This is a genomic window from Shewanella hanedai, assembly GCF_007197645.1.
In the GTDB taxonomy this organism is placed as follows: Bacteria; Pseudomonadota; Gammaproteobacteria; order Enterobacterales; family Shewanellaceae; genus Shewanella; species Shewanella hanedai.
Genome location: NZ_VKGK01000002.1, coordinates 54,844 through 78,222, shown reverse-complemented (window position 1 = coordinate 78,222; position 23,379 = coordinate 54,844). Strand labels below are relative to the sequence as shown.

The window sequence follows — 23,379 nt, the reverse complement described above, 5'->3', positions numbered from 1 at the left end:
AAGAGGCATAACTCCTATAAATTATTTTAAATAGTAACCTACTTTTAAGTATTGAGGCTCATTTTCAGATGTAACTTCGGCCATATAACTACCTACTGTATATGGAGTGAATTTATCACTTTCTGCTTGTGGAAAACCATCAATTTCACCGGACGCGCTTATCATTGTTGCTGTATATTTATATACGCTGTTTGTAAACCCATGGCTGTATGTAGAGGAAGTTTCAAACTTAGCAATTTTCGCACTGTAAGATAAACCAAATGTAAAATCAAAGTCATGCGCTTTAGATGTTATGTCTTCATAGGCGCGACCTGTCGTTTCAGTAATACTAAGACGAGTTCCCATAGATCTACTCACACCCATTTGATAATTGCTGTCTGGATAACGATATGGATACTGCACTTGTAACTCTGATTTATTGAGATAAGAAGACGGAACCCCCAATTCACCGTCAAAGACATGGTCATAACTTGAGAATGGGTTTCCTAGGTTGTCCATTGCAGCAGACCAATCTCGGTGACTAGTTGAAAAGCGAATTGGCTCTCTAATAACATTGAATTCAATGGGATCACCAACTAAAGCGCCACCAGGTATGTTAGGAGTCCCTGTAATCGTGTAGGTAAATACATCCATAGGTATAAAATCGAAAACGAGCATATTAAGACCTGAATGGGCAGTAAAACCGACACCCCCAGCGGTAACAATACCCTGCCCACTATAAGTCGATTTACTGAAAGCGCTTTCAAACCCAATTTTGAAACCTGGACCTACGTCACCGCCGAACTCTGCAGAAATACTTGCACCAAATCCATTGCGGTATTCATACCCCTCTATCGCAACAGAGTCAGTTGTATAAGCCACTGAGACTGTAGACCTTTGTTCGTTGGCAATAGCTGAGTAATATGGGACCGTCTCAATTGCTGTGTTCAATATAGGTGGCGATATCCTTACAGTATGTATATCCGCATACTCCGCAGTACCTAAATCATAATCAGTATTGCCAGCATATAGTCCAGGAAAATCATAGTTGTATCCGCTGTTTATTGTTTTAACAGGTGTGTAGTGTAAAATTGGAGATAGATAATCATCTGGCCCAACACCGACTGAACTCCTAACAATAGAACCATTATCCATTAAATCATCAAAAATACCTGAGTCTATATCAAACAGTTCATACCTACGTAATGAATATTTGCCATAATCTCTATTTACATGAACAAGAATAAGTTCTTCTCCCTCAGCGCGATAGTTAAGATCAGAACCATCTATGGTCTTTAACCTAGCTTCATCATCAACATAAAGGAATTCGTTGTAGTCATCGGCAAAGTTACCGCTAACCCATTCCATATAAACTTCTGAATATGAGCCGGTATTAACCGTTTTTATAGACGTCATTTTAGAATCGGCACTGGGGTCATAAGCAAAAATCTGGTTACTGAAAGCAAGATAATCTTGGCCTAAACCGATCATATCTGCCGCTGCAATACTGTTCTGTTTATACATCGTCGAAACACTGAGATCTGTAGACCATTTAAATACCGATGGAATATCGGATACAACTAATTCGTCATTGCCTACGTTACTTAATTCTAAGACACTAATAGTTTGATATGTATAATCCCCAAAGCTACCTCTAAGTTGATAATATACTCCCCCTAAAGCAATTTGAGGTTTATCTGTATTAGAGAAATTAGTAACAGTTGCAGTTGTATAGTTAGCCTCACCAAAATCTTTCCCTCGGTACTGCTCTATCAAACTATTAATACCTACATTGTCCATAGAGAATATTGTTCGATAACCAGTGCTTCCCAATGAAATAACTTTCAAGACATTCATTCTACTATTAGAGGGATAACGCTGCTCACTTATGTATTTGTAAGCATAAAGGTAAATTAATTGTTCACCTTTTTTTTCTGGATGAACCTTCCCTACTGATAACGAAGCAACGTAATCAGAAGAAGAGTCTGTAGCGAAATTCATTTTGTCAATAGTGTAACTTTGTACATAATTTTCAATATACTTATAATCATCATGCCAAAGAAAATTAGTTATATTCCAAACGTAAATTTTCCCATAATATTCAATAGCTAAAGTGTCATCTTCACCATTCCCATCGGTGTCGGCGAATACTGCTTGCATTTTGTTACCAAGACGTAATTCAGCATTGTTAGCTTCAGGGAAATCAACTCCTCCATAAAGAGATAGGTTTACTAAATATGCATGACCATTCTCATCTCGTTGGGAAAGCGTAATGTTGTTTCTTGAGGTGTGCAAAACAAATGTATACATTTGCGGTCGCGCAATAATTCTGTTTCGGTGAATCATTCCTGATCCCATTTTTATCGGGAAAACACCTTCTGCATATGCGTGTCGTAGAATTGTTGAGTCACTGGGGACTGAAGAAAAAACAGAGCCGTTAGGTAAGGGGTTTTGGATATCTACAACATCATAACTTTGGTTGCTGGACGTACCCAAAGAGTGAGTATCTTGGACTAAATACTCTGTTCTCATTCCATTTTTAAAGGTAGGAAAAAGGAATTCATCAACTTTACCAAAGTGAGTATATCGTGGTCCCGCTATATATGTGTCATCAAAACTATCTGTTTCCGGATTATAGATACGTACATCTACCCCACCTAAAGGAACACCTATATCGACTAAATCACTTACATAGGGATCATCAGGTCTGTCTGAATCGATAGGTCGTTTCCCAACAGCATTTGCATTGAGTGTACATAATAATAGGGTCATACAAACATAACCCAATATTCTACTTGTCATAAATAATCCTTATCAAGACATGTGCTAATTAAAAATTTTGCGAGGTTATTTACCATTACATTCTAGATTTATTAGGCTTGTTCTCCCTGTTTGTATCGCTATAAATTACGAATTGACGTTTGACTATTTAAGTTTCACGTAGTTAATCAAATCGTACATAACATACACGCCTAGAATAATTGACCTGATAAATATATTAATGGTTACGTTACTTTATTAACGTGGAGTGTAAGTCTTTTTTACGAGACTTTAGCATACTACACTTATTGATACTCATGTGTATCAATTGGTTACTGGAGTGCTGAGGAGGCTGGTGCGAGAAAAACGCTACTGTTTTGGTCTCTAAAGTTGATACCCAAGAAGTATCTATGTTGATTTCTCTATGCTTGTAATACGAACAACCTCCATGTAAAAGTAATATGGGATGCAAGTATCTGCAGGGGGAAAAGTGCTAGATCTCAAATCTCAATAATTAGTCAATTTTATCATTTCGAGAGTTGAGTTTAAAATAGCCTCAAAAGACCCATAATGATAAGGTTAGTCATTGTTTTAAAACTAAGAAACCTACAAATTGAACACTAGGGATATTTTTTGTGATGTTATCGATAACTGTCTCCTACATCTCTATCTGACGACTGCTGAAACAAGTCGTTTTACACCGAAAATTAGACGTAATGAGATCTTGGTGCGTTATCTCAAACCAATGATAAAAGTTAAACGCTATCAGGCGAGTAAGAAAGAGATCCGAAGACTGCTTGCATTAGCGAGAACTGAGAGTTGTGATCTTGAAGCTAAGCTCATCGAGTTGCGTAATTTGTCATTGCGTCACGACAAGAATGCCACCGATGCAAAGCGTTTGTTTAACTTACTCTCCATCATAGAAAGTGGCCTAGGATTTCCTAGTCGTTTCTTAAGCAGTCCCAGCGAGACACAGCGAGTGCCTAATATGATTTATATGCTGCAAGAGCATGTAGAGAATGGATTTATCGAGTCTGGCGAGCAGGTAGCGCCTGTATCACTGTTCTTAGAGTCTGATCACGTCACTAAACTCATTGACCTTATTAATGACACTGGATTGTTCCTGGCTAAAATGGAGCAGCATAATCTTGTCACCAAGCAAGGGCATATTGTATTACATCGGCCAAAGTAGATATCAATGGCAGCGTTAGCTTACACCGTCGAAAATGCGAATCGCGATGAACCACGTCTTCATGTTGAATGGTGTATTCATATAGGTCCCATTATTGTGGTTTTGGGTCTTTTTGTTGGCTGTTTTACTGCGATGAAATCCTCAAAGGCACAGTATCAGCATATATAGCCTTGTCCTTATTGTTGTTGCTCACTGCTTTTAGTTGTCATATTTGATAACTAAAAATTTGTCATTATCAAAAATGATAACGGCTTGTCATCAGAACTGAGGGAGGAGTCAGAGTGATCTCACACACCTAAATCATAATTGGACATAAATCAGCTAGAGCTTCGACTCTAGCTGATGAGTTTGGGGTTAAGAAAGGTATCGCATATTACATAAAGTTCACACTGGCCCCTACGTATCTCCTAATTAATAGTTTCTCCAAAATGCGCGAAAATAACATCTAAAAGCTTATACATTACCTATGTTTTTTTCTTACTTAGGTTGCAGGCTCATTTCTTGAGTTGTTGAATCATAGTAACGTCAAAAAATGTCCCAGGGATTTATCATGTGTATGATTATGTGTACTTGTATGTATTTGTATCTGTTTGTGCATATCTGTGTGTATTTGTGTGTATTAATGTTTATTCATATGTATACTTCGTGGTGAATGGAAGAACGTCTGAAGTTTATAATTAATCTTTTAAGGAATAAATATGAGTGAAGTATGCTACGGGTATGAAAAATCAAATAGAGAGGAACAGAGTTCATTCAAATTAAAGAATTATATTATGAAAATTAAATTTGGATCATCAATTTTAGCTTTACCTGCTGTATTTGCACTAACTTCTCCTGTTCAGGCTGAGGAAGTTCACAACGTAGAACTTGGCTTGAAAATGGTATCAAACTGGGGAACCGTAGCACCAAAAAGCAAAGTCCATATACTAAATGATGTTTGGGTGGCACTTGGTCGCCCTTCAACTGTCGATTTCTATGTACAAGATGCACCAGGAATTCTTTATCATTACTCAGCAGCTGTGGTGGTAAGCTCTAATGGTCAATATCGATTATCTGAAAAAATGGGGGGCGATAGAACGCCGCCTATCGGATTTAATCTACATAAAGTCTGTATTGATTACCCGGCAGCTTATGGTGAAAATAAAGAAGTATGCTCTTCAGGCGCATCAATTTATGATGGTAGTTCTAGTGGTGATTATAATTGGGAGACACATACTGTTAAATTGAATAAATGTAGAGGCTTACAGGAATTTGATTGGTCTGGTTCATACAACACTGGTGCTGTTGTTAAATACTCTGGAAGTGCATTTAAAGCTGTTACAGCTGCGGATAATCAACATCTATATAATAAAGACTATTGGGAAGAGTTAGGTTTCTGTGACTAATATAGTTTAGAGAAACTAAACACCCACCGTCTAAATACGGTGGGTTAAAGCACCTGGACTGAAAGTCCAGCATTCCTGCTAAGGAAGCCCATCTGTTCATTCAACATCAAAATCATCTTCTGTTTTTCGTTCGAAATGATGCTCCAAATACTCATTAATCATTTCCTTCGTTAACTCTCCGGCAGTGACACAGAAAACCCCCTCGCCCAAAAGTGCTGACCCCAGTATCTCTTTTTTAAACGTGGAACTCTTGAAAAAGTTTAGTTGAGCTTCATGATATCTAAAGGAGATATATTTGGAGGGGCTAACACTAACAGGTGAACAAACAGCAAAAGATTAAACAAAATCAGCCTGCGGCTGAGACTTTAAGAGCTAAAAATCAGCATCTCATCTTTAGATATAATGTAAAATCCCGAACCGGAGTCTTGAATATGTGACAACACATTATATTGAAAAATATAAACAAACTGTTCAAAACCGAGTACATCTAAGCTAAATAAATCCCTCATTTCCATGTTTTCCATGAGGTTTCATAAACTCAATTTTTCTACTTGCGCTAAAGGGCATTGTTCGCGAATAATGTTCTTCATCATTTTCTTCTGATGAGCGACCAGTAGCGCCTCATTATTGCAGAGATAATTATCTCCATCTTTGACAAAAAGCACATTTAATAAGCCTAATATCTAAGCCCTGCCTTGGAAAAGTCATTGATTGATAAGCACTCTATCAGAGTCATGCTGAATAAACGAGTTCGGTAAATTAAAATGTGAGCAATGGATATTTATGTCTTATCTTAAAGTAATCATTAATTGTCATTTACCTATTAGTAAAAGTAGGTCAACTGGCTTGTTACTTATCTGCGTTGCTTATCGCCTGTAACTCACAAGGGGTACAATTAGCTTAGAGTGATCACTTTAGGCTGAATCAATAGGAGGGATTCTACGAGTCAAACGGCGCGCTATAACTTTACTGTCACCATTGAGGCATTTTTACTCCATTGAAGTGTGACCGTGAGTTAGTAAAATAGGGGGCTTAGGTGTTCTAAGGGAAGGTGGATAAATCATAATATATTGAAAATAATGTGAAAGTATAGATTATTAAGGTTAGCCTTTCTTCGTTATGGGTGGAGGAAGCTTGGCTCGAACCCAAGTCTCAAAAGACTACATGATTAATTAGCAAATTTATCATGTAGTTTGTGCGGGAACAGCTGGGTGTAAACCTGCCAGAGTATGTTTAAGTTCCTATGACCAGTTACTTGAGCCACTTCTTCGATAGAGTAACCCTTTTCAAATAATCGGCTTGCTCCTTCTCTTCTCAAATCGTGATAGCGAAGATCTTCTATGCCAAGTTCGTTACGTACACGCTGAAAACCAGCTGTTACAGATTTAGGGTTATAGGGAAATATAAAAACGTCATTCTCTGCTTGACGCTTAGCAATATCAAATGAGCCAGCAAGCAAAGGCACAATCATGTGATTACCGGCTTTTTTCCTAGGGTCTTTTCTATCACGAACTAAAATGGTTTTATGATCTTGGTTTAAATCTTCCCAGCGTAATTTACAGACCTCACCAATCCGCATGCAAGTTAGAATACTGAAATCCAAGATATCGATAAAAGGGATCCGAGTAATGCCATTGGGACGGTAATCCATTCTTGCTTGCAGGCCATCTTTAAGTTTTTCGAGCTCGTTCTCAGTAGGGCGGCGTGTACGTTTTTGACTTTTCCCGACTAAACCCATTTCGATGAGAACGGGGACTGCATCTTCAAAAATTTGATAATTGGCTGTAATATCCCAAACGGGTAAAGCCTTTTTCATTACACTGCGAAGATAAGCGATGTCGTGATAAATAGTTGCAGGGCCTGCACCCGCAGCCCGCCTATTTTTACAGTGCTCAATTAGATCGCTGGTTTTCAAAGAGTCGCTTTTAATTTTGCAGATATCGCAGTCAATAAGCATTTTAATGACATAGCGTTTTGTTCGGCCGGTTTTATTCCACAAGTCATGATCTTCAAAGTATAAATTTAACAGGGCCCCAAGGGGCACCACTTTGTGTTTATTGAGTGCCCCATGATGCTCAATTGTATCACATCGAGTTTTTCCCCAGGTGCGAGCGACATCTTTTTTACTGAAAGTTTTTGACTCTCGATGTATAATTTCGCCAGATTCTTTGACGCGCACAGTACAACGGTAACTAAACTCGCCGCTTGCTTTTGCTCGTTTCTCTATTGTAAAAGATGCCATATCAGTGAATTTCGCCAAATCGTCCTACCCCATTGAGGGGCCCATATGGGACACCATACAACGAAACTCGACGAAATTACAGGCAATTCAGGGCAACTCGGAATAAATGATAGCATCAAGTAAATTAGGCTGTAAGCCAGCAACACCAATGAAACCACTAAATAGAACCTTCTCAATTGCGCCGATGCTGGATTGGACCGATAGGCATTATCGTTATCTAGCCCGTTTGATGTCGGCAGAGCTACTTCTTTATACCGAGATGGTCACTACTGGGGCGATTATTCATGGTAAAGGAGATTACCTGGCTTATAACGAAGAGGAGCATCCTTTAGCGCTACAACTTGGGGGCTCTAATGTCCATGATCTTGCCATTTGTGCCAAGCTTGCGGCTGAACGGGGCTATGATGAGATAAATTTGAATGTAGGCTGTCCTTCAGACAGAGTGCAGAGCGGACGTTTTGGTGCTTGTTTGATGGAAGAGCCTGCACTTGTGGCTGAATGTGTGAACGCAATGCGAGCCGTTGCTGATATTCCAGTCACAGTCAAAACTCGTATCGGTATCGACGATCAAGATAGCTATGAGTTTTTAACTGAATTTGTTGAAACGGTCCGAGATTCGGGTTGTGATGCTTTTATCATCCATGCTAGAAAAGCCTGGCTTCAGGGTTTGAGCCCAAAAGAGAACCGTGAAATTCCACCGCTGGATTACGATAGAGTTTATCGTCTTAAGGGAGATTACCCTGAGTTGAGTATCTCAATCAATGGTGGCATTAAGTCGTTAGAGGAGTGTAAAACACACCTAACGAAATTGGATGGTGTGATGGTGGGCCGTGAAGCGTATCAGAATCCTTATATGCTGGCTGAGATTGATCAACAACTTTGTGGTATTGAAAAGCCTGTTTTAAGTCGAGATGCTGTTTTAGAGAAATTTATTCCTTATATAGAGAAACACCTGCAAGCCGGTGGTCGCTTAAATCATATTACTCGTCATATGACCGGGTTATTTCAGGGAGAGGCAGGTTCTCGGATCTGGCGACGCTATATTAGTGAGAATGCTCACAAGCCTGGTTCTGGAATAGAAGTCATTGAACAAGCAAGAAAAAATATGATTTCTTAAATTGTATAACATAAAAAAACCGCCATTTATGGCGGTTTTTTTATGTGCGTTTTTCTATGTTAGTAAAATTAACCAGCCCGTGGTGAAATTTACTAAAAGCTAAACAAGCTTAATTGCATTTTTGTTTTACAAGGTCGAGGTTGAATTGTTTTTTAGTTATAAAACAATGTCTTGCATGTCTTCGTGAAAGTTGGCACGCTACTCGCAATACCTTCTATGTGAAAGAGTGAAACACTCTACAAATTACTTAAATCATAGAGAGGAAGGAATCATGTTTAATTCAACTATCGGTAAAATAGCAAAAACATCTCTAGTCGCTGCAGTGCTAATGGGCGCGAGTGCAACAGCCAATGCGGATACACTTATCCCAGCAGATTTAACCAGCAACATTGAGCAAAATATTGCAGCACAGATGCAAGACATGATGCAGTTAGCTCAACGAGAGCTAAGTATGTCACTGCAGACGCAATTATCATCAAGCATGTTTGATAGTAATGAAGCTGATGAAGCGAATCAACTCGCTCAAGAACCGAAAGAAGCAGTGATCACAAGTGCGATGGTTGAAGAGTAATGATGTTATTTACGTCGCAAATCGCGGCCCTGTTATTTATCCCGGTATTGAGTTTTGTACTTTGCTCGTTAATTGTTTGCGGGTTTAATTGGCACAAAATATAAACCTGACAATGAAATTTGTTAGGGACGGGTTCTTAAGGTGAATGGAGATATTTATGAGTAGTTTAGATTCTTTAAGTGGTTATATAGAGCGGATGAAGCGACCTGATAGTTTGGTATGTGGCGTTGCAGCTATGATGGCTGACAAGTTTGATTGGTCTTGTTTGTGGACTCGAGTTATTTGGGCTTTAGCGGTCGTAATGAATCCAGGATTGGGGTTATTGATCTACTTTGTATTGGCTTTAGTGTTACCTAAATGGCAGAAAAGTGGCTACTAGTACTTGTCATCAATTCAATAAATCGGGTGTGGCCTCGGTATATATACGAGTGTATCGATTGTGAAATTGAAACGTAAATTAACAATGAAAAGAGTTTTGGATCTACTTATTGGATTCAGTATCGTCATTTTGGCTGTAAGTATTTTGATTGCGGCGGTACAAACTTGGGGAACGGCCCAATTTTTCACTGGAGCTGTTTTAAGCTCTGAACCAGTATTTTGGATGAGTGAGAGAGTGTGGAGTATTGCTTTCACTGGAGTGGTGTTAATGGTGACAGTACTTTGGTTAGTCTTGGCATTCAGCTTTATCGCGTTAATCTCTGCATTATGTATTACCGCTGCATTAATTATGATTTTTGCAGGTTTTTCACTTTTCTGGCCAGTGTTACTGCTTCTGCTTGCTACATGGGGTGTGAGCCAAGCTAGCGAAATAGACTAGCTTAACCATTCATAACTCGGTCACTATTTTTTCAGGAAAGCCTGAAATCGCATCTTAGCTTCATCACTTTTTAATCTTATTTCAAACTCTTTAAGTTCCATCTCCATCTGTGCTCGAACCAATTCTTTATTGGGGCGAAGTAAGGCACGGGTTGCTTGTAATGCTTGAGGAGGCTGACCAGCAAGTTTAATGGCTTTAGATAACGAGTATTCAAATATCATGTCATCGGATATCTGCTCATTGATAATATTGAGTGACTTGGCGGTTTCAGCGTTGAAACTCTCCCCGAGGAGTAAAAGTTCAGATGCTTTTTGTAAGCCAACAAGCTGGGGTAGCAGCAAACTTGCACCAGCTTCAGGCACAAGCGCTAAATTAATAAAAGGTAACTGAAATTTTGCAGATGGTGCAGCATAAACGAGATCGCAATGAAGTAATAAGGTTGTGCCGATACCGACTGCAGCCCCCGTCACTGCGGCTACAATGGGTTTAGTTAGGTCTAAGAGGCTAAATAAAAAACGAAAAGCAGGATGTTCTGCATCCAAGTTACTATTTGTTAAAAAGTCAGTAACATCATTGCCTGAAGTGAAACAATCTGCTTGGCCTTTGATTAAAAAGGCATGAATTGCGTTGTCCGACTCACCTTGGATAAGGTATTCTGTGAGGCTAGTATACATCTCAAGGCTGAGTGCGTTACGCTTTTCAGGGCGGTTAATGGTAATGATTCTAACGCCTTGCTCATCCTGAACCTGAATTGTACTCATGTCGTTGTATCCTCTTAGACGAATGGGGTTAAATGGAGTTTATTACATTGAAACAAATATTCAAACAAGTGTTTAACTTAGTCGCCTTGATGTCAATCTCTTTCTCCTCTTTAGCTAATGTTATGCTAGTGGATGGGCATGTTAGAGCTATGCCCCCCAGCGTTCCCAATAGCGCAGCTTATTTTACCTTGATGAATCATGGGCCTAGTATTAATTTGATTGGTGTTGAAGTGGCCTTTGCTAACGAAGCACAATTGCATACCGTGTTGGAAGAAGATGGCATGGTTAAGATGCGTCAGGTACCAAGCTTTGAGGTTCCTGAGCACGGTACGTTAACTTTGAGTCAGTCAGGTGAGCATGTGATGTTATTAGGGCTAAATCAGCCACTGGTCACAGGTGACAGTGTAGAACTCATTTTACAGTTTGATGATGGCAGCAAGTTACCGATTAGCTTAAAGGTAAGTAAGCAAGGTATGGGTAAAATGGATGGCCATGAGCATCATCATTAATGATATTTGGAATATAAAGGAGCGCAATAGATGCAAATGACATGGAAAAAAGGTGCTGGCATTGCCGTACTGATACTTTTAATCGGTTATTTTGTCAGTGTTTGGGCGAGCATCGAGCCAGATGTCATTGAGCCCCAAGAGTTAATTGTCGCAAACGGCGATGAGGTGGTTGGTTATGCTACTACAACCTCATTAATATTAACCATGGAGACTTTATTAGGTAAGAACGGCGGCTGGTTATCCAATGATATTTTACCTCCTGCCATTTTTATGGACAACATGCCTGCATTTGAGTTCGGGGCGTTGGAGCAAGCGAGAGATCTTGCCTTAATTATGCGTAAAGAGTTTAGTCGCTCTCAATCGCAATCCACTGCAGACAAAGATCTCCTTGCCGCCCATTCTAAACTTAATATTGAGCATACGAGTTGGTTGGTTCCCAGTGCCGAAGGCGAATATAAAGAGGCCATTAAGTTACTGAAAGTTTATCGTGCTAAAATTGGCGACGTAAATAATCGAGACGCACAATTTTATGCGCGTGCAGATAATTTAAATGAGTGGCTGAAAGAGGTTCAGAAACGTTTAGGCAGCATGTCTCAGCGTTTGTCTGCGAGCGTTGGACAAGAGCGTTTGAATACCGATCTTGCGGGCGATAGTGAAGCGTCACAGTCTACCCCAAACCTTGGTAGTAGACAGATAAAAACAAGTTGGTGGCAGATTGACGATGTCTTCTATGAGACGCGTGGAGCGAGTTGGGCGCTGCTCAACTTTATGAAAGCGATTGAAGTCGACTTTGCCGATGTATTGCAAAAGAAGAATGCAGAAGTCAGTTTACAACAGATTATTCGTGAACTGGAAGAAACACAGCAAGCCGTTTGGAGTCCTATTGTGTTAAATGGTTCTGGTTTTGGGCTTGTAGCAAATCACTCGTTGGTGATGGCTAACTATATTTCCCGCGCTAACGCAGCGGTAATTGATTTAAATAACTTATTGACGAAAGGTTAATTACAAAATGAAAAAGACAATTCTAGCATGTGCGCTATTGGGTTCTGTAGCTGTCACCTCTGCACAGGCTGCAACACTTGTTGGTTTTAAAGTGGGTGGCGATTATTGGCAAGCTGATACTAGCGGTACTTTTGCTGAGAATGGCCAAGCACAGCAAGATTTTAATTACAGCTCTTCATCGCAAGGCAGTTTTTGGGTTGCGATTGAGCATCCAATTCCGTTAATTCCTAACGTTAAGATCCGTGAAAACCGTTTAGATGCCGATGGCAGTGCTACGGTTGATGGTTTTGACTTTGGTGGAACAACCTTTAGTGGTGATGTAAACACCAGCACAAATTTAAGTAATACAGACTTCGTTCTCTATTATGAGCTGTTAGATAATGATTTGGTTGCATTGGATTTAGGTGCTGCCTATAAGAAGATGAGCGGTTCATTGCGTGTTAACCACACCGCAACCCAAGGCCGTGTATCATCTGAGAAAGATCTCGATGGCGGCATTGTGATGGCTTACGCTGATGCACAAGTGGGCATTCCTGGTTTAGGCCTATACGGCTTTGCTGAAGTGATGTTAGGTGTCGATGAGACCAGTGTGTACGATTACTCTGTCGGCCTAGGTTGGGAGTTTGACGGTGTTGCGCTTGATACTAAGCTGCGTGTTGGTTACCGTGACTTTAACTTCGATGTGAATGACTTTGATGGCGTGAGTGTAAACTCTCAATTCAATGGCTATTTTGCAGGTGTAGAATTAGTTTTCTAATCCCTCCTTGCTAAAGATATAAAAAACCGCCAGCTCTTCGAATGAGTTGGCGGTTTTTTATTGTCTAACGTTTGCTGTAATAGCCAAACTGACATCGGACGGTTATGGCGTTACAGTCGGTGCTATTAGCCCGCTGTTGATGGTGATAACGTCATCTTCGTTTAGAGTACCTGCCGCTTGTTTCAGTGCCAGAATCGACTTGATGTAGCTATAACGTGCATCTGACAACTGACGCTTTGAATCATAAAGGTCTCGGGTACGGTTTAGTACATCAACAATCGTACGTGTACCTACTTCAAAACCTGCTTGAGTTGCATTGAGCGCGCTTTCAGATGAAACCACTGATTGCTCATATGCTTTGATAGAGCTGATTGATGCGCCCACGTTATTAAAGTTGTTACGTATATCTTTAACGACTTTACGATGGCTTTGCTCTAACTTTTCGCTGGCTTCTACGAATTGGTATTGAGCTTGGTTGACTTGAGAGTCAACTTTAAAGCCTTGGAAAAGAGGGATGCTGAGTTGTAGTGCAACATTGGCATCATCAAAATCATTCTGACTATTGCTGTTACTTTTTTGCTCTATGTTGGTTTTGTAACCTGCATTTAAGCTTAAAGAAGGCATGTGGCCCGCTTTATAAAGAGAGATGGTCTCTTTGGCTATGTCTTTTCCAATACGGTTTGTCATTAAATCGACACTATTGGTTTCGGCCATTTTTAACCAATCACTTGGAAGTGCTGGCGATGGCGTTATTGCAGTAAAACGCAGCGTGTCTAAAATATCGATAGATTTATGTTCAACACCGGTGATCTCACGTAGTGCTTCGTAGCTATTGTTTAGCTGGTTTTCAGCTAAAATCTCAGATGCGCGAGACAGATCGTACTGTGCTTGAGCTTCATGTACATCTGTTATAGCCGTTAGGCCTACCGCAAATCTTTGTTTGGTTTGCTCTAGTTGACGTTCGATAGCGCGTTTTTCAGACCCTTTAAATTCGTAGTCATCTTTCGCTGAAAGCACGTCAAAATATGCATTGGTGACACGAATAATTAAGGTTTGTAGAGCTGAAGCGTAAACTGAGTCAGCCTGAGAAGCGGCAAGCTCTGCTAAACTTAAACCAACCCAAGCGCTATGGTCATAAATGACTTGATTTAGGGTTACACCGCCATTGAGTCCGCTTGCATCAGTTTGTGCTTGATTCTCTTCATCGTGCCAGCTTTTACCATAACCTATGCTTGCGCTGATAGTTGGCAGTAAAGGTGCGCGATTTTCTTCTATTTTCTCATAGAGTGCATTACGTTGAGCTTGGGCTTGTTGCGCAATAGGATCGCTGGTTAAAGCTTGTTGATATATCTGCAATAAGTCATCGGCCTGAACCGCTGAGGTTGCTGCTGCAAGCGTAAGGGCTGCACATATCGTTCGGATCTTGAATTTCATTAGTTGTCCTTTTTAGACAAAATCCTCCACTGGAGGAGCAAATTAACTGCGTAGAGCTAAATGATACCTCACACATAAATGAGAGGCGGTTTGCGCTTCCCGACGCTTCCCGATACATCTAAACTTAATGGTGATAATCTTTTAAAGATAGATATTAAGAAATTACCTGTTTTTAAGTCAACTTGGAAGTGTAACAGTTTTTGATTTTAATTATGTTTTTTCTCTCTAAATTGGCGCTAGTCTTGTGTTGTAGGTATTTTTTATTATTTTTCATTCAGGTTTGTGTATGACTGGATAAATAGAGGTATGGGAATGAAACAGAGATTTAATCGTCAAGATATCGAGTTGTTGGAAGTTACGAACGTATTTAATGGTTTCTTTACCATGGATGAATATCGATTTAAGCATAAATTATTCAAAGGTGGTTGGAGCGGGGAAGTTAAACGAGAAGTGTTTGAGCGAGGCAACGCTGTTGTGGTTCTTCCTTATGATCCTAAAACAGACCAAGTGGTGTTGATTGAACAGATACGTATTCCCGTTATTCACTCAGGGCAAACACCTTGGTTGTTCGAATTAGTCGCAGGGATGATTGAGCCCGGAGAAGAGTCAAAGGATGTTGCCCACAGAGAGCTGTTAGAGGAATCAGGGCTTAAAGCGAAACAGGTGCACTTAGTTTCTAGCTATTTTGCCAGCCCTGGTGGTACAAGTGAAAAGTTTGACTTCTTTTGGGCTGATGTCGATGCGAGCTTGGCTAAAGGTGTTCATGGACTCGATGATGAAAATGAAGATATACAGGTGCATGTCATGAGTCGGGTAGAGGCTTTCACTTTAGTTAAAGATGGTATAATTAATAATGCATCGACAGTAATAGGGCTTCAATGGCTTGAGTTGAACTATCTTTGCCTACAAAATAACCCTGAAACCTCAGTGAGGTGAGGAGATAGTATTGAGTAAGATGGTAAACCCTCAAAAGGGCCAGTTGAACCATAAGAGGTATCAACCCGACATCAATAAGTTTTTAGCTCTTTGTGGGCGAAACTACTTTTATATATTGAAGTGGTTACCTGATCAGGCTAGTCAAGGCGATAACTGGTTGGTTGAAGATAAGATGGGCAGTTTGAGTGTTCGCTTAATTGAGAATACTAATTATACCCAGTTGATTGAGATCTCAAGGAGCGTAGGTAAATCTGACTATATTCATGTACCTTGTGTAACAGTTCGTGTTTATCATGATGCTAAATTAGCAGAAGTGTTAACTAGTCGACAGATTTCTCAGCTAAGTCCAGTATATGATTATCCAAATATACGTATGTACCATCGTGACGAGAAGTATCAAGTGAATGCTTTTCTGGAAGAATTATTAAAGATTGGTGGTCATATGAGTACCAATTGTCTGTCAAAATCTTAGGGTTAGAATGTGTTAGAAGAGGCCATCTCTTATTCCATTGATGTTGAAGCCAGCGTGAAGATCGTACAAGTTACGGATCCCCACCTGTTTGCCGATCATGATGCTCAGCTATTAGGAGTGAATACAGCCCTTAGTTTGCAAGCGGTTCTGGACACCATAGGTGCAGATCATTGCTCTGCTGACTTCATGCTAGCATCTGGAGATATCAGTCAAGATTACTCTGCAGCGTCATACCATAACTTTGTCAAAGCCATTTCTCCGTTAGGCCTTCCTTGTCATTATTTGCCGGGTAATCATGATGATCCTAGGATCATGCGATTGAATATGCAGGGCCCTAAAATTTCAGGTAAAAGACGTATTCTCGCCGGCAGCTGGCAAATTATTATGCTGGACTCAACTGTTCACGGTAAGCCTGGTGGCTTTATGTCAGAGTCTGAGCTTGAGCTTATCAAATCGGCTGCCGAGGATGAGCCTGAGCGTCACATCTTACTTGTGATGCACCATAACCCTATTTTGGTTAATTGTGCTTGGTTGGATCAGCATTGGATGAGTAACGGTAATGAGTTTCTTGAACAAGTAGCTCTGCTTCCACAAGTGAAAGGTTTACTATGGGGGCACGTGCATCAGCAGATAGACAAAGAATATTCAGGACACTTTGGTCCAATACAACTCATGGCAACACCGTCTACCTGTATTCAGTTTAAACCTAAATCTTCCTATTTTGCCTTGGATGCACTTCAGCCAGGTTACCGTCTACTTGAACTTAACGCTGATGGCAGTATCGAAACCAATATTTATCGGGTACCAGGTGAGCATTTTTCACCGGATAACAGTGCTAACGGTTATTAGAGGTGTAGAGTAACGCTGTTTTACAGCAAATTTATGGTTTAGAGCGACTTAATTTACCTATGTACTTGGTAGATACTCAAGCAAGTGTTAGCATTCCTCTTGATCTTTTGTGAGTTTTTGAAATTCAATTAAATTGATATCATATGATTATATGGCGTTTGCATAATCTTATGTATGAGGAATTATGCTGCTCTATATACATGGGTTTAATAGTTCTCCTTTATCAGAAAAGGGGTTAGTGACAGCTCAGTTTATGGCTGAATTTTATCCTGATATCATTTTCCATCAGCCTCAATTACCTTCTGACCCTACAGATGGCATGACCTTGTTATCTTCGATTGTTGAGTTAGCATTAGCAAAAGGCGAGGCTCTGACCTTTATTGGTTCATCTCTTGGCGGCTATTACGTCAGTTACTTGGTCGAGAAATACGGTGGGCGAGGCGTACTGATTAACCCTGCTGTCAAACCATTTGAGTTGTTCGATGAGTTTATAGGGCCCCAATATAACCCTTATACTGATGAGCATTATCAAGTTGTCGCTAAGCATAAAGATGATGTAAAAGAATTTAATACCCAAGTGATCCTAAATCCTGATCGCTTTTTAGTGTTACTGCAGTCGGGTGATGAAGTACTTGATTATCGACAAGCCGTTCAGAAATATCATTGTTGCCAAATCTTACTCGAAGCAGGCGGTGATCATAGCTTTATCGGCTATGAAGAGAAGTTACAAAGGATCTGTCAATTTCTGTTTCTTGACAAATAACCATTCAGGGCCGCAACATGGCCTTAATAACTATAAAATATGTGTGCCATGACAAATCAATATACCTCAAATGCAATTGAAGTTCTAAATGGACTGGATCCTGTAAAACGCCGCCCTGGTATGTATACCGATACCACGCGCCCCAACCACTTGGGTCAGGAAGTCATCGATAACAGCGTCGATGAAGCATTGGCGGGGCACGCAACTAAAATTGAAGTTATTTTACATAAAGATAACTCTCTTGAGGTTATCGATGATGGCCGTGGTATGCCTGTCGATATACACCCAGAAGAGGGTATTCCAGGTGTGGAGCTTATCTTAACGAAACTCCATGCTGGTGGTAAATTCTCTAATGACAGCTATCAATTCTCCGGTGGTCTACATGGAGTCGGTATCTCTGTTGTAAACGCCTTGTCTAGTCGAGTTGAAATAAGCGTGCGTCGAAATGGCATCGTTTACGAGATGGCATTCGAGCATGGTGATAAGGTTGAAGATCTAACCGAAACAGGAACTTGTGGCCGACGTAATACAGGTACACGGGTTCACTTTTGGCCAACACCAAGTTATTTTGATTCCGCAAACTTCTCGATTCCTAAATTGACTTATCTGTTAAGAGCCAAGGCCATTTTATGTCCTGGATTAAAGATTAAGTTCGTTAATAAGCAAACTGATGAAACCACTGAATGGTACTATGAAAGTGGATTAACAGATTATTTGATTGCCTCAACTAAAGATTCATTAATGTTACCGGAAGAGCCTTTTGTTGGTGCTATGAAAGGTAATAATGAAGCGGTTGATTGGGCGATAACTTGGTTGCCGGAAGGCGGTGATTACCTTAATGAAAGCTATGTTAACTTGATTCCAACGCCATTAGGCGGCACTCATGTTAATGGTTTCAGGCAGGGCTTGCTGGACTCTATGCGGGAGTTTTGTGAATTCCGTAACTTGATCCCAAGAGGGATTAAGTTAACCCCTGAAGACATTTGGGATCGCTGTAGTTTTATCCTGTCGGTAAAGATGCAAGATCCACAATTTGCAGGTCAAACAAAAGAGAAATTGTCGAGTCGTCAATGTTCTGCATTTGTATCAGGAGTTCTAAGAGATTCTTTCAGTCTTTGGCTGAATACTCACACGACGCTTGCTGAAGCGCTGGCAGATATGTGCATTAACAATGCACAAAAGCGTCTAAAGTCAGCTAAAAAAGTGGCGCGTAAAAAAGTCACTTCAGGACCTGCATTACCAGGGAAACTGACAGATTGTAGTGGTCAAGACCCGATGCGAGGCGAGCTCTTTTTAGTCGAAGGAGACTCTGCGGGCGGGAGTGCAAAACAAGCTCGAGATCGCGAGTTTCAAGCAATCATGCCGCTTCGAGGCAAGATTTTAAATACATGGGAAGTGGATGCCAGCCAAGTATTGGCATCTCAAGAGGTTCACGATATCTCTGTCGCCATCGGGTGTGATCCTGATTGTGAAGATATCTCTGAGCTAAGATACGGTAAAATATGTATATTAGCCGATGCGGATTCTGACGGACTGCACATTGCGACTCTATTGTGCGCGCTGTTTATGAAGCACTATAAGGTGTTGGTGGAACACGGACATATTTATGTCGCTATGCCACCACTGTTCCGTATTGACGTGGGTAAAGAGGTCTTTTATGCACTTGATGAAGCGGAAAAGGAAGGTATCTTAGATCGCATCATCGCGGATAAAAAGAAAGGCAAGGTTCAGGTGACTCGCTTTAAAGGACTAGGTGAGATGAATCCACTTCAACTCAGAGAGACTACAATGGACCCTAATACGCGTAGGCTTGTGCAGTTAACCATCGATGATATAGATGATACGATGGCTCTTATGGATATGTTACTTGCTAAAAAACGTTCTGGAGATCGTAAGATTTGGTTAGAAACTAAGGGTGACCTAGCCGACTTTTAGACCGTTTATTGTGCCAATCAATATTGAATTAGGCTTATATAATAATAATGTTGTTGAATCAGACAAAGAATCATAGGTGGACTTACTTGTTTTGGGCTTGTATCTCTGGGCTTTTTAGCCTGTCGATACAGGCTGCCTCACAGCCTAAAATGATCACAGTTTCTAAAGGCTTTGGCCTAACGCTCTATGCCTCAGATCTCGGTGATGCCAAACAGATGGCATTAGGAGATAAAGGTACGTTGTTTGTTGGTTCCTATAAAAAAGGCACCATACTCGCATTAGTCGATAGCAATCAAGATGGTCGTGTTGATAAGCGTTATGTGGTTGCGAAGGGGCTTGATAATCCTGAAGCAATCGCTTTTTATAATGGTGATCTTTATGCTGCTGTAGAGGAGCGTATTGTTCGCTTTGTCGATATCGAAAATCGATTAAGGCGTCCTGGTAGGGGCAAAGAGGTTTACGATCGCTTGCCCGGCAAGACCAAGAAGAGTCATCGAGCACTCAATTTTGGTCCCGACGGGCGCTTATACGTCTCCATTGGTGCCCCATGTAATGTGTGTGTAGCTGAAGACCCTTTCGGCAGCATTATTGCTATCGATATTAAGACCGGCAGTAGCGAGCAGATTGCGTTAGGGATCCGGAATGTGACTGGTTTTGATTGGTCTCCTGAAGATAGCAGTTTGTGGTTTGCCGATCTCGGTAGAGATTGGATGGGAGACAGGTTACCACCGGATGAGATTAATCGTGTTGAAGAGATAGGCGCTCACTATGGCTTCCCCTATCTCCATGCTTCATCTGTACTTGAACCCGCCTACGAGAAACCAAAAAATTTAAAGATTACGTTGCCTAATTTTGAACTTCCTGCCCATGTAGCTCCTATGGGACTGCATTTTTACCGTGGTAAACAATTTCCTGAAAAATATCATAATCAGATGTTTGTTGCTGAAAACGGTTCTTGGAATCGTTCCAGTAAAATTGGTTATCAAGTGGTGATGCTTGAGATTGAAAATAACAAGGTAGTGAATAGAAGTACCCTTATTAGCTTTTTAGATGGAGAGTTTCCTGTTGCCAGACCTTACTCTCTATTGACGGCTCCAGATGGAGCCATGTACATCTCTGATGATCTGAAAGGCAATATTTATCGTTTATTTTACAAAGAACCTATTAATGAAAAGATTGAACCTGAGCCAAAACAGGATAATGAATAATGAGTGATGCGATAGATTTGAGCCTCGACGGCGTTGAGCAAATGCCGATGCGCCGCTTCACGGAAGATGCTTACTTAAACTACTCCATGTACGTCATCATGGACCGTGCGTTGCCACACATCGGTGACGGGCTTAAGCCTGTGCAACGTCGTATTATCTATGCCATGAGTGAACTGGGATTATCTGCTCAGTCTAAGCATAAGAAATCAGCGCGTACTGTTGGTGATGTATTGGGTAAATACCATCCCCATGGTGATAGTGCTTGTTATGAAGCGATGGTGTTGATGGCTCAACCATTCTCCTACCGTTACCCTTTGGTTGATGGTCAAGGTAACTGGGGAGCACCCGATGATCCTAAATCTTTTGCTGCGATGCGTTATACCGAAGCCCGTCTCTCTAAGTTTTCTGAGGTTTTGCTTAGTGAATTAGGTCAGGGAACAGTAGATTGGGGCGTGAATTTCGACGGTACGATGAAGGAGCCTTTGGTGCTTCCGTCTCGTTTACCGCATATTTTACTTAACGGTATTACTGGTATTGCCGTTGGTATGGCGACAGATGTGCCGCCACACAATACCCGTGAATTAGTGTCAGCTTGTGTTGAGCTGCTTGATAATCCTAAAGCTGATTTAGCCAAAATAATGGAGTTTGTCCCTGGGCCTGATTATCCGACTGAAGCTGAGATCATTACTCCGGCTGCAGATATCGTAAAGATTTATGAAACAGGCCGCGGCTCGATAAAGATGCGTGCCGTTTATGCGATTGAAAACGGCGAGATTGTGATCACGGCTTTACCTCATCAGGCGAGTAGTGGCAAAATCTTAGAGCAGATAGCGAGCCAAATGCAGGCTAAAAAACTGCCTATGGTGGTCGACCTTAGAGATGAGTCTGATCATGAAAATCCAGTTCGAATGATCGTGGTGCCTCGCTCGAATAGAGTGGATTGTGATCAGGTGATGGCTCATCTATTTGCAACAACCGATTTAGAGAAATTTTTCCGTGTTAACCTGAATATTCTAGGGCTAAATGGCCGACCACAGGTAAAAGGCCTGCTGCAGATATTGACTGAATGGTTGGAATATCGTTTCAACACTGTGACACGTCGCGTTCAACATCGACTTGATAAGATCTTGTCTAGATTACATATTCTTGATGCGTTAATGATCGCTTTTTTGAATATCGATGAAGTTATTGAAATCATTCGTTATGAGGAAGACCCCAAAGCGGAGTTGATGTCTCGTTATGAATTATCTGAGTTGCAGGCTGACGCGATTCTTGATCTTAAGCTACGTCATTTGGCAAAGCTTGAAGAGTTTAAGATTAAGGGCGAGCAATCAGAGCTGGAAATTGAACGAGATAAACTTCAGTTGTTGTTAAGTTCTGACAGACGAATGAAGACGCTGATCAAAAAAGAGCTGATAAAAGACGGTGAAACCTACGGTGATGACAGGCGCTCTCCTTTAATTGAGCGTGGAGAGTCTAAGGCATTAACTGAACATGAGTTAGCGCCAGTGGAAGCTGTTACGGTAGTCTTGTCAGAAAAAGGTTGGGTACGTTGTGCTAAAGGGCATGATATCGACGCAACAGCTCTATCTTATAAATCTGGTGATAACTTCCTCTGCTCGGCAATGGGAAGAAGCAATCAAACCAGTGTATTTATCGGTTCGACCGGTCGAGCATTTGCCACAGAAACCCATACTCTGCCTTCTGCCCGAAGTCAGGGCGAACCGATCACGACTCGATTTAACCTTTCTCCTGGTGAGATTATGGAGCATGTACTGCTGGGTGATGAAGGCAAATTCTATCTGCTAGCTTCCGATGCTGGATATGGGTTCGTTGGTTCCTATAAGGATATGATATCTAGAAATAAGGCGGGTAAGGCATTACTGACACTGCCAGCTAATTCGAAAGTTATCACACCTAAATTAGTCGACAGATCTAAACCTGAATCAATTTTGGCCATAACCAACGAAGGCAGAATGCTGCTATTTTCGATGGAGGCTTTACCTCAGTTGTCTAAAGGTAAAGGGAATAAGATTATCGGTATACCTGGAGAGCGTGCTAAGGCTCGTGAGGAGCTGCTGATGCATCTGTATGTTGTACCAGAAGATACTAGCGTGACACTTTGGGCCGGTAAACGAAAGCTGACTCTTAAGCCAAGTGATCTTGAGCATTACAGAGGTGAGCGAGGTAGACGTGGGGCTAAACTTCCAAGAGGACTTCAACGTGTTGATAGTGTTGAACTTGGTGAGGGTTCTCCTGTGTTACCAGAGTAATATCAATTTATATAGTACAAAAAAAGCTGCCAATGGCAGCTTTTTTTGTATAGGTTGTAGGCAATGTCAGGCTACTTCATAGTAGTTTGGCTCAACATCTAATTGTCTTTGGATTATTTGAGTAGCCATTTTGACACATTTACCACATTGATCACCGACACCTAAGCGTTTTTTCACATCACTTAATGAGCCATCACCTTGGCTGACAGCTTCTTTGATCTGAGTATCGGTCACAGCATGGCAAAGACAAACGTACATTGATTGGCACCTGAAATATTTATTAATACAAGTATAAATGAAAATGATTCTCAATGCCAATAGCTGGTGATTTTTATTTACTACGAAAACTAGTGACTCATTTTTAATAACAGTGAACTATATTTATTAATAGTAAAAAGTTTAATTCAAACCTACTTG

21 protein-coding genes and 1 pseudogene are annotated in these 23,379 nt (G+C 40.9%); 16 read left to right on the top strand and 6 right to left on the bottom strand.

Features of this window, described 5'->3' with window-relative positions; genetic code table 11:
- Positions 1-21: 21 nt before the first annotated feature.
- Positions 22-2,781: a hypothetical protein gene (locus FN961_RS02205; protein WP_143562914.1), complete on the bottom strand. Its 2,760-nt coding sequence runs from the start codon at positions 2,779-2,781 to the stop codon at positions 22-24.
- Between the two features lie 571 nt (positions 2,782-3,352).
- Between FN961_RS02205 and FN961_RS02200 the strand changes: the two genes are divergently transcribed.
- Both FN961_RS02200 and FN961_RS02195 read left to right on the top strand, forming a co-directional pair.
- Positions 3,353-3,931 (top strand): DUF2913 family protein, encoded by a 579-nt coding sequence (locus tag FN961_RS02200; RefSeq protein ID WP_143562913.1) that lies wholly within the window; start codon positions 3,353-3,355, stop codon positions 3,929-3,931.
- 698 nt (positions 3,932-4,629) lie between these two features.
- A complete protein-coding gene (locus FN961_RS02195; protein WP_143562912.1) occupies positions 4,630-5,316 on the top strand; it encodes a hypothetical protein in 687 nt (228 codons plus the stop codon).
- A 96-nt stretch (positions 5,317-5,412) separates the two neighbouring features.
- Here the strand turns inward: FN961_RS02195 and FN961_RS26015 are convergent.
- Positions 5,413-5,639, bottom strand: a pseudogene (locus tag FN961_RS26015) (transposase); the annotation flags it as partial.
- 845 nt (positions 5,640-6,484) lie between these two features.
- Positions 6,485-7,558: a site-specific integrase gene (locus FN961_RS02190; protein WP_143563134.1), complete on the bottom strand. Its 1,074-nt coding sequence runs from the start codon at positions 7,556-7,558 to the stop codon at positions 6,485-6,487.
- Positions 7,559-7,706: 148 nt separating this feature from the next.
- Here FN961_RS02190 and dusA point away from each other — a divergent pair, with 148 nt between their 5' ends.
- The 4 genes from dusA (at position 7,707) to FN961_RS02170 (ending at position 10,063) form a co-directional block, all read left to right on the top strand.
- On the top strand, positions 7,707-8,675 hold the full coding sequence (dusA, locus tag FN961_RS02185) for a tRNA dihydrouridine(20/20a) synthase DusA (protein ID WP_143563133.1): 969 nt from the start codon (positions 7,707-7,709) through the stop codon (positions 8,673-8,675).
- 271 nt (positions 8,676-8,946) lie between these two features.
- Positions 8,947-9,246: a hypothetical protein gene (locus tag FN961_RS02180; protein WP_143562911.1), complete on the top strand. Its 300-nt coding sequence runs from the start codon at positions 8,947-8,949 to the stop codon at positions 9,244-9,246.
- Between the two features lie 157 nt (positions 9,247-9,403).
- Positions 9,404-9,625, top strand: coding sequence for a PspC domain-containing protein (locus FN961_RS02175; protein ID WP_143562910.1), 222 nt, complete (start codon positions 9,404-9,406; stop codon positions 9,623-9,625).
- A gap of 84 nt (positions 9,626-9,709) precedes the next feature.
- On the top strand, positions 9,710-10,063 hold the full coding sequence (locus FN961_RS02170; protein ID WP_143562909.1) for a hypothetical protein: 354 nt from the start codon (positions 9,710-9,712) through the stop codon (positions 10,061-10,063).
- A 23-nt stretch (positions 10,064-10,086) separates the two neighbouring features.
- Here FN961_RS02170 and FN961_RS02165 read toward each other — a convergent pair whose 3' ends face one another.
- The gene (locus tag FN961_RS02165; RefSeq protein WP_143562908.1) at positions 10,087-10,824 is read right to left on the bottom strand and encodes an enoyl-CoA hydratase-related protein; all 738 of its coding nucleotides are present in this window, start codon (positions 10,822-10,824) and stop codon (positions 10,087-10,089) included.
- A 32-nt stretch (positions 10,825-10,856) separates the two neighbouring features.
- Here FN961_RS02165 and FN961_RS02160 point away from each other — a divergent pair, with 32 nt between their 5' ends.
- From FN961_RS02160 to FN961_RS02150, 3 genes are read left to right on the top strand one after another with little or no spacing between them, the layout of a single operon-like run.
- Positions 10,857-11,333 (top strand): copper chaperone PCu(A)C, encoded by a 477-nt coding sequence (locus tag FN961_RS02160; protein WP_143562907.1) that lies wholly within the window; start codon positions 10,857-10,859, stop codon positions 11,331-11,333.
- 30 nt (positions 11,334-11,363) lie between these two features.
- Positions 11,364-12,335, top strand: a complete 972-nt coding sequence (locus FN961_RS02155; protein WP_143562906.1) for a DUF2333 family protein — start codon at positions 11,364-11,366, stop codon at positions 12,333-12,335.
- A 7-nt stretch (positions 12,336-12,342) separates the two neighbouring features.
- The gene (locus FN961_RS02150; RefSeq protein ID WP_143562905.1) at positions 12,343-13,092 is read left to right on the top strand and encodes a TIGR04219 family outer membrane beta-barrel protein; all 750 of its coding nucleotides are present in this window, start codon (positions 12,343-12,345) and stop codon (positions 13,090-13,092) included.
- 102 nt (positions 13,093-13,194) lie between these two features.
- Here FN961_RS02150 and tolC read toward each other — a convergent pair whose 3' ends face one another.
- Positions 13,195-14,526, bottom strand: coding sequence for an outer membrane channel protein TolC (tolC, locus tag FN961_RS02145; RefSeq protein ID WP_143562904.1), 1,332 nt, complete (start codon positions 14,524-14,526; stop codon positions 13,195-13,197).
- 312 nt (positions 14,527-14,838) lie between these two features.
- Between tolC and nudF the strand changes: the two genes are divergently transcribed.
- The 7 genes from nudF to parC all read left to right on the top strand — a co-directional run bounded on the left by nudF (position 14,839) and on the right by parC (position 22,962).
- Entirely contained in the window at positions 14,839-15,462 is a 624-nt protein-coding gene (gene nudF / locus FN961_RS02140) for an ADP-ribose diphosphatase (RefSeq protein ID WP_143562903.1), read from the top strand.
- Positions 15,463-15,481: 19 nt separating this feature from the next.
- Positions 15,482-15,934, top strand: a complete 453-nt coding sequence (locus FN961_RS02135; RefSeq protein WP_143563132.1) for a DUF1249 domain-containing protein — start codon at positions 15,482-15,484, stop codon at positions 15,932-15,934.
- Positions 15,935-15,943: 9 nt separating this feature from the next.
- A complete protein-coding gene (gene cpdA / locus FN961_RS02130) occupies positions 15,944-16,783 on the top strand; it encodes a 3',5'-cyclic-AMP phosphodiesterase (protein WP_143562902.1) in 840 nt (279 codons plus the stop codon).
- Positions 16,784-16,967: 184 nt separating this feature from the next.
- Positions 16,968-17,546, top strand: a complete 579-nt coding sequence (locus FN961_RS02125) for a YqiA/YcfP family alpha/beta fold hydrolase (protein ID WP_143562901.1) — start codon at positions 16,968-16,970, stop codon at positions 17,544-17,546.
- A 48-nt stretch (positions 17,547-17,594) separates the two neighbouring features.
- Entirely contained in the window at positions 17,595-19,481 is a 1,887-nt protein-coding gene (parE, locus tag FN961_RS02120) for a DNA topoisomerase IV subunit B (protein WP_143562900.1), read from the top strand.
- A gap of 47 nt (positions 19,482-19,528) precedes the next feature.
- Positions 19,529-20,689, top strand: coding sequence for a PQQ-dependent sugar dehydrogenase (locus FN961_RS02115; RefSeq protein ID WP_143562899.1), 1,161 nt, complete (start codon positions 19,529-19,531; stop codon positions 20,687-20,689).
- The gene (gene parC, locus FN961_RS02110; protein WP_143562898.1) at positions 20,689-22,962 is read left to right on the top strand and encodes a DNA topoisomerase IV subunit A; all 2,274 of its coding nucleotides are present in this window, start codon (positions 20,689-20,691) and stop codon (positions 22,960-22,962) included. The genes FN961_RS02115 and parC overlap by 1 nt, the downstream gene beginning before the upstream one ends.
- A 66-nt stretch (positions 22,963-23,028) precedes the next feature.
- Here parC and FN961_RS02105 read toward each other — a convergent pair whose 3' ends face one another.
- The gene (locus FN961_RS02105; RefSeq protein ID WP_143562897.1) at positions 23,029-23,220 is read right to left on the bottom strand and encodes a bacterioferritin-associated ferredoxin; all 192 of its coding nucleotides are present in this window, start codon (positions 23,218-23,220) and stop codon (positions 23,029-23,031) included.
- Positions 23,221-23,379: the final 159 nt, after the last annotated feature.

What these genes read in the sequence shown, in the direction of transcription:
- FN961_RS02205 (WP_143562914.1), bottom strand. Translation starts at nt 2,781, where the DNA reads ATGACAAGTAGAATATTGGGTTATGTTTGTATGACCCTATTATTATGT.
- FN961_RS02195 (WP_143562912.1), top strand. Translation starts at nt 4,630, where the DNA reads ATGAGTGAAGTATGCTACGGGTATGAAAAATCAAATAGAGAGGAACAG.
- FN961_RS02190 (WP_143563134.1), bottom strand. Translation starts at nt 7,558, where the DNA reads ATGGCATCTTTTACAATAGAGAAACGAGCAAAAGCAAGCGGCGAGTTT.
- dusA (WP_143563133.1), top strand. Translation starts at nt 7,707, where the DNA reads ATGAAACCACTAAATAGAACCTTCTCAATTGCGCCGATGCTGGATTGG.
- FN961_RS02180 (WP_143562911.1), top strand. Translation starts at nt 8,947, where the DNA reads ATGTTTAATTCAACTATCGGTAAAATAGCAAAAACATCTCTAGTCGCT.
- FN961_RS02175 (WP_143562910.1), top strand. Translation starts at nt 9,404, where the DNA reads ATGAGTAGTTTAGATTCTTTAAGTGGTTATATAGAGCGGATGAAGCGA.
- FN961_RS02170 (WP_143562909.1), top strand. Translation starts at nt 9,710, where the DNA reads ATGAAAAGAGTTTTGGATCTACTTATTGGATTCAGTATCGTCATTTTG.
- FN961_RS02165 (WP_143562908.1), bottom strand. Translation starts at nt 10,824, where the DNA reads ATGAGTACAATTCAGGTTCAGGATGAGCAAGGCGTTAGAATCATTACC.
- FN961_RS02160 (WP_143562907.1), top strand. Translation starts at nt 10,857, where the DNA reads ATGGAGTTTATTACATTGAAACAAATATTCAAACAAGTGTTTAACTTA.
- FN961_RS02155 (WP_143562906.1), top strand. Translation starts at nt 11,364, where the DNA reads ATGCAAATGACATGGAAAAAAGGTGCTGGCATTGCCGTACTGATACTT.
- FN961_RS02150 (WP_143562905.1), top strand. Translation starts at nt 12,343, where the DNA reads ATGAAAAAGACAATTCTAGCATGTGCGCTATTGGGTTCTGTAGCTGTC.
- tolC (WP_143562904.1), bottom strand. Translation starts at nt 14,526, where the DNA reads ATGAAATTCAAGATCCGAACGATATGTGCAGCCCTTACGCTTGCAGCA.
- nudF (WP_143562903.1), top strand. Translation starts at nt 14,839, where the DNA reads ATGAAACAGAGATTTAATCGTCAAGATATCGAGTTGTTGGAAGTTACG.
- FN961_RS02135 (WP_143563132.1), top strand. Translation starts at nt 15,482, where the DNA reads ATGGTAAACCCTCAAAAGGGCCAGTTGAACCATAAGAGGTATCAACCC.
- FN961_RS02125 (WP_143562901.1), top strand. Translation starts at nt 16,968, where the DNA reads ATGCTGCTCTATATACATGGGTTTAATAGTTCTCCTTTATCAGAAAAG.
- parE (WP_143562900.1), top strand. Translation starts at nt 17,595, where the DNA reads ATGACAAATCAATATACCTCAAATGCAATTGAAGTTCTAAATGGACTG.
- FN961_RS02115 (WP_143562899.1), top strand. Translation starts at nt 19,529, where the DNA reads ATGTTGTTGAATCAGACAAAGAATCATAGGTGGACTTACTTGTTTTGG.
- parC (WP_143562898.1), top strand. Translation starts at nt 20,689, where the DNA reads ATGAGTGATGCGATAGATTTGAGCCTCGACGGCGTTGAGCAAATGCCG.
- FN961_RS02105 (WP_143562897.1), bottom strand. Translation starts at nt 23,220, where the DNA reads ATGTACGTTTGTCTTTGCCATGCTGTGACCGATACTCAGATCAAAGAA.